Origin of the sequence: Protofrankia sp. CiP3, assembly GCF_917627345.1 — a bacterium.
In the GTDB taxonomy this organism is placed as follows: Bacteria; Actinomycetota; Actinomycetes; order Frankiales; family Frankiaceae; genus Protofrankia.
In genome coordinates, this window is sequence record NZ_CAKJTM010000192.1 from 1 (window position 1) to 4,724 (window position 4,724).

3 protein-coding genes and 1 pseudogene are annotated in these 4,724 nt (G+C 67.6%); 1 reads left to right on the forward strand and 3 read right to left on the reverse strand.

What is annotated here, in order from left to right:
• Positions 1-387 precede the first annotated feature (387 nt).
• Positions 388-1,251 (forward strand): LuxR C-terminal-related transcriptional regulator, encoded by an 864-nt coding sequence (locus tag MJ797_RS25945; RefSeq protein WP_239342252.1) that lies wholly within the window; start codon positions 388-390, stop codon positions 1,249-1,251.
• A gap of 255 nt (positions 1,252-1,506) precedes the next feature.
• Here the strand turns inward: MJ797_RS25945 and MJ797_RS25950 are convergent, their stop codons facing one another.
• The 3 genes and pseudogenes from MJ797_RS25950 to MJ797_RS25960 all read right to left on the reverse strand — a co-directional run.
• A complete protein-coding gene (locus MJ797_RS25950; protein ID WP_239342253.1) occupies positions 1,507-3,351 on the reverse strand; it encodes a SpoIIE family protein phosphatase in 1,845 nt (614 codons plus the stop codon).
• On the reverse strand, positions 3,348-4,019 hold the full coding sequence (locus MJ797_RS25955; RefSeq protein ID WP_239342254.1) for a hypothetical protein: 672 nt from the start codon (positions 4,017-4,019) through the stop codon (positions 3,348-3,350). Before MJ797_RS25955 ends, MJ797_RS25950 begins: the two co-directional genes overlap by 4 nt.
• 442 nt (positions 4,020-4,461) lie before the next feature.
• A pseudogene (locus MJ797_RS25960) lies at positions 4,462-4,724 on the reverse strand (group II intron reverse transcriptase/maturase); the annotation flags it as partial.

The following is a 4,724-nucleotide window of genomic DNA, read 5'->3' on the forward strand; positions in this document are numbered from 1 at the left end:
CTAAGAGCGACCGGCAATAGGGACGCAGCGTCGCGGGGCTGGGGCACGCACCTCGCCGCGTTGTCGTCGGTCGCCACCCAACACCAGGGTGACTCCCTCCTCCGCCTTGCGATGTACGCACCCCAGCCCCGCTCCTTGATCCACACCCCTATTGCTGGGCGCTCTTAACGTCGTTGGTGACCACCTCGACGAGGCGCGCGGGGTTGTCGGACGCCGCAACGGCCTGCTGGTAAATGTTCATCGAGGTCCATGACCGGACCCGCCAAGCCTCACCGCTGGACGTACACTCGCGGGATACTCGAGGCAGGCTGGCCCCCGCAGGACTTATGGGGGCTGCACTGGCGTTATACGCACGACAGGACGGTGTGTGCGGTGATGACGGATGCGATGAGTGACAGCCAATTTCTGCGTCCAGACGACCGCGCGGCCTTACGCGCCGAGCTGCGCACCATCGTCCGGCAGGGCGGAGTCCAAGTGGCATGCGCCGGTGAGGTGGGTGGCAACCGGTTGCGCCTGACGGAGTTCCTGGGCACCCGTACCACCAGCCTGCACAATCTGGAGGTCCCTTCCGGCACAGGACTGGGCGGCCGGGTGATCGTGCAAGGCCACCCGGTCTGGGTGACCAATTACACCAGCGCGCGCAGCATCACCCATGACTACGACCGTCCCGTGCTCCGCGAAGGTCTCACCTCCATACTCGCGGTCCCCGTCCACGCGGGTGGCCGGTGCCGTGCCGTGCTCTACGGCGCGGTGCGTCAGCCGTCCGCGTGGGGCGACCGGATACAGGACGCGATGGTCGCCGCGGGCCGGCGGCTCGCCCGCGAACTCGCGATCCGCGATGAAGTTGATCATCGGCTGGCGATGGCCGAGTCACTCGCGTCTGTCAGACAGCTGGAGCCCGCACATGCCGCCACGCTCGAGGAGCTTCGTTCGGTGCACTCCGAACTGCGGGCCATCGCCGGGGCCATGCCCGATTCGGCGCTGCAGCGCAGGATCTACGCGACCGCGCAACGTCTCGTCGCCGTCGGGGAGGGCGGGCCGACAAGAAACCCGGCGGTGCGCCTGTCCACCCGCGAGACCGATGTCCTCGCCCAAGTCGCCCTCGGCTGCACCAATGGCGAGGTCGCGGACCGGCTTTCGCTGTCCCCCGAAACAGTCAAGGCATACCTGCGATCCGCCATGCGGAAACTGGAGACGGGCACACGCCATGAGGCCGTCGTTTGTGCCCGCAAGTCAATGCTGCTCCCCTGACACCTCGCCCGGCGTGAGGGTCATCGAGATGGTACTGAGCCCAGTCCAGTCAGCCCAGTCCAGTCACTCAGCCGATTCGGTGCATGTCGGTACCTCCTGACCACTCGGTCTGCTCAGCCTTGACGGGACTGCGCTCGCTCCCCTGCCGAACCGCCCGATCAGTGATGAAGAATAGGGGCCATGCGCGACCGCGCTCTGATCCCCGCGACGGGCTACCTTCGCTGCCAGCCCACCGGATCCAGTGATCTGCACGACTCACGACACGAACTGGTCCAACGCGAGTATGTCACCGTTGCGCTGCGGGAAGCAACAGGTGCCCGGATCCGCCGCTACGCGCAGCGGGCGGCGTGCGGGTAGAGCCTGCTCCGCCCAGATGGTTTTTCCGCTGGGTGTGTAGCGGCTGCCCCAGCGCCGGGTGAGCTGAGCGACGAGGAGGAGACCGCGTCCGCCCTCGTCGAGGGTGTGGGCCCGGCGCGGATGCGGGGCGGCGTTGCTGCTGTCGGAAACCTCGCAGATCAGGGTGTCAGCTCGGATCAGTCGCAGGCCGACGGGGCCCCGGCCGTGCCGAATAGCGTTGGTGACCAGCTCACTGACCACCAGCTCGGTGGTGCACGCCAGTTCCTCCAACGCCCACGCCGCCAGTTGCTCGTGGGCTTGGGCACGGGCCTGGGCGACGGCAGCAGGGCCAACGGGCACATCCCAGGAAGCGACCTGGCTCTCGTCGAGACCGTGGGTGCGGGCTAGAAGCAGGGCCACGTCGTCGGCAAGGTGCTCGGGCAGCAGAACGTCCAGCGCCATGTCGCAGGCAGCCTCCAGGCAGTGGGCGGGTTCGGCCAAGACCCGGCGCAACTCGTCCACGCCGTCGTCGATGTCGCAGCCACGAGAGTCGATCAGACCGTCGGTGTACAGCGCGAGCAGAGAACCAGCGGGCAGTTCGACCTCGACGGCCTCAAAGGGAAGGCTGTCCAAACCCAGGGGCGGGCCGGTGGGCACGTCGAGGAAGGTCACCGTCCCGTCGGGGGTCACCACGGCTGGCGGGCGGTGACCGGCGCTGGCCAGCGAACAGCGTCGGGAGACAGGATCATAGACCGCGTACAGGCAGGTCGCGCCGATTTCGCTGCCCGCTTCCTGGTCCGACGACAGGTCCCCGTCCGCGAGCAGGCGGGCAAGCAGGTCATCGAGGCGGGTCAGCAACTCCTCCGGAGGCAGCTCGCTGTCGGTCAGGGCGCGCACAGCGGTACGCAGCCGGCCCATCGCCGCGACCGCCTGGATACCACGACCGGCCACATCGCCTACGACGAGCGCCACCCGCGCGCCGGACAGCGGGATCACATCGAACCAGTCCCCACCCACGCCCAGGTCACCGCTGGCAGGCCGATACCGGCAAGCCACCTCCACCGCCACCTGCTCCGGCAGCCGCTGCGGCAGCAGACCGCGCTGCAACGCAAGAGCAACCGCACGTTCCCGATTACAGCGACGGGCGCGCTCAATCGCCAGAGCTGCCTTGGCACCCAGCTCATCCGCCAGCAGGAGATCCTCGGCTGTGAAAGCGGCCCGATGATCACGACGAGCGAGAACCACCACGCCGAAGGTGGCAGCCCGGGCACGCAACGGTATGAACATCGCCGAATGGAAACCGTGATCATAGGCGGCCGCTGCGCGCGCCGGGCTGTCCACCACCCAGCGGCTGATTTCAGGGTCGCAGACCCGGTGCAGCACAGGACGGCCGGCAGCCAGGCAACGGGCCGGTGGTGAGAAGTCCGGGTAGATGTCCACGTCGCCCGATTCCACCGCGACCTTCATCTCGTCCGGGATGGTGGACCGGTAGGCGGTCCGGCGCAGGGTGACCGGGCCGGTGGGACGACCGGGTGCCGGTTCACCGCCCCGGTACACCGAGTCGAGCAGATCCACGCTCACCCAGTCCGCGCACCCTGGCACCACCATGTCGGCCAGTTCCTCCGTAATGCGCCGCACATCCACATCCACATCCACATCCAGCCTGCAGCCCACCTCGTCGTCGGGGCCCCACTCCCTACAGTTGATCAACGCACCGGCGCCCGGCAGCTCACTCCCCAAGAGAGCCGACTTCACCTCGGTCATCTCTGTTCTCGCTTTCTGCTGTGGTGGTCGAGATCTGCTACTGGATCATCACCCGGCAGGCAAGCCGTCGGGGGGAGGCCCACCTCTGCACGGTGCCTCATCGCCGTGATCCGCCGCTTCATCGACAGCTGGAAGGACCATTGCGAGCCGTTCGGCCGACCAACATTGTCGGCGAGATCATCCCGCACGCCACCGGCGGTCAAAGGACCTCGTTCACGCGCCACCGGGTCCATCCTCGATGGCCGACAGAGAACTGTGCGCATCCATAGCAAGCGGTGTCTGAGAGTCGGCTTCATAGCGGTCAGCGCGGAAAGTCGGTGTCGCGGTACTCTGCGCCGAAGCGGGTACCCGCGATTTCGCCCTCTCTTCCGCGCCGCATAGTCACCCTTGCCGATGCCCAGCCCGGTGAGCCAGGTCGCTACCCGGTCCGACCGGCGGACCAACTCGCCGTAGGTGCGCCGACGTCCCGAACGGTTCTCGTCCACGATCCACGGCGCCACCCGGTTGTTGTACCGGGCGACTGCGTCGAACCAGTCGATCGCCCAGTTGAACCGGCCTTCACACCGGGGCGAGCAGGACTCCTCCAGCGCCTTGCCGTAGTCCGTACGCGAGCTGAGGAGCAGGTCGCGGGCGGCGCGGTAGGTCTCGCTCGCGGCAATTGAGGTCATCGGCGGCCTCCTTCCAACTCCGTACAGAGTGGCGCTGGGCCGCCTCGCCTGCTACCCCCGGAAGGCGGTAGCAGGCGAGTTGCGGCCGACGGCCCGTCTCGGCCGAATTGGCGTGATGTGCTCGGCCGAGACGGCGCACGTCCGCGAACGGGAACAGATGTCGGTGGATAATCGGCCCCAGCCGCCGGCCGTCCACGAAGGGCGGACGGCCTACCTTGCTCCTGTAGGGGACTGCTCCACGGCGTCTTGGGTATCGGCGGCCTGCTCGTGCCGCGCTGCGTGGGGACCACGACTGCATGAAGGCGCACAGGCTGGCCGAGCCCCGTCATTCGATCGCGCCCCGCGGATCTGGCTGGGTAGGGAGCTGGCGTGGTGGCGGATGACCGGTCCGTTTCCAGCTCCCTCCCGTCGATTCCGTGCATCCGGTTCTCCCGCACACGGCTCACCGACGTCTTTCACCGCCGACATTTGGTGATCTCCAGGGACCGTTCGGTCGGGGAGCACGCACGGTCCCGTCAAGGCTGAGCAGACCGACGTGGTCGGGTGAGGCATAGGCCACGACCCGCCACCCCCACGCCCGGCTACGTGTGTGACGGTGCGCCACAAAAATCGCCAGCCTGTACACGTCGTAGGCCTGCATCGCGTCGAACATCCACGCCGAGTTTCCGTTACGGACGTACCCAGCCCAGCCGCACAGGAAGGCGT

What these genes read in the sequence shown, in the direction of transcription:
- MJ797_RS25945 (WP_239342252.1), top strand. Translation starts at nt 388, where the DNA reads ATGAGTGACAGCCAATTTCTGCGTCCAGACGACCGCGCGGCCTTACGC.
- MJ797_RS25950 (WP_239342253.1), bottom strand. Translation starts at nt 3,351, where the DNA reads ATGACCGAGGTGAAGTCGGCTCTCTTGGGGAGTGAGCTGCCGGGCGCC.
- MJ797_RS25955 (WP_239342254.1), bottom strand. Translation starts at nt 4,019, where the DNA reads ATGACCTCAATTGCCGCGAGCGAGACCTACCGCGCCGCCCGCGACCTG.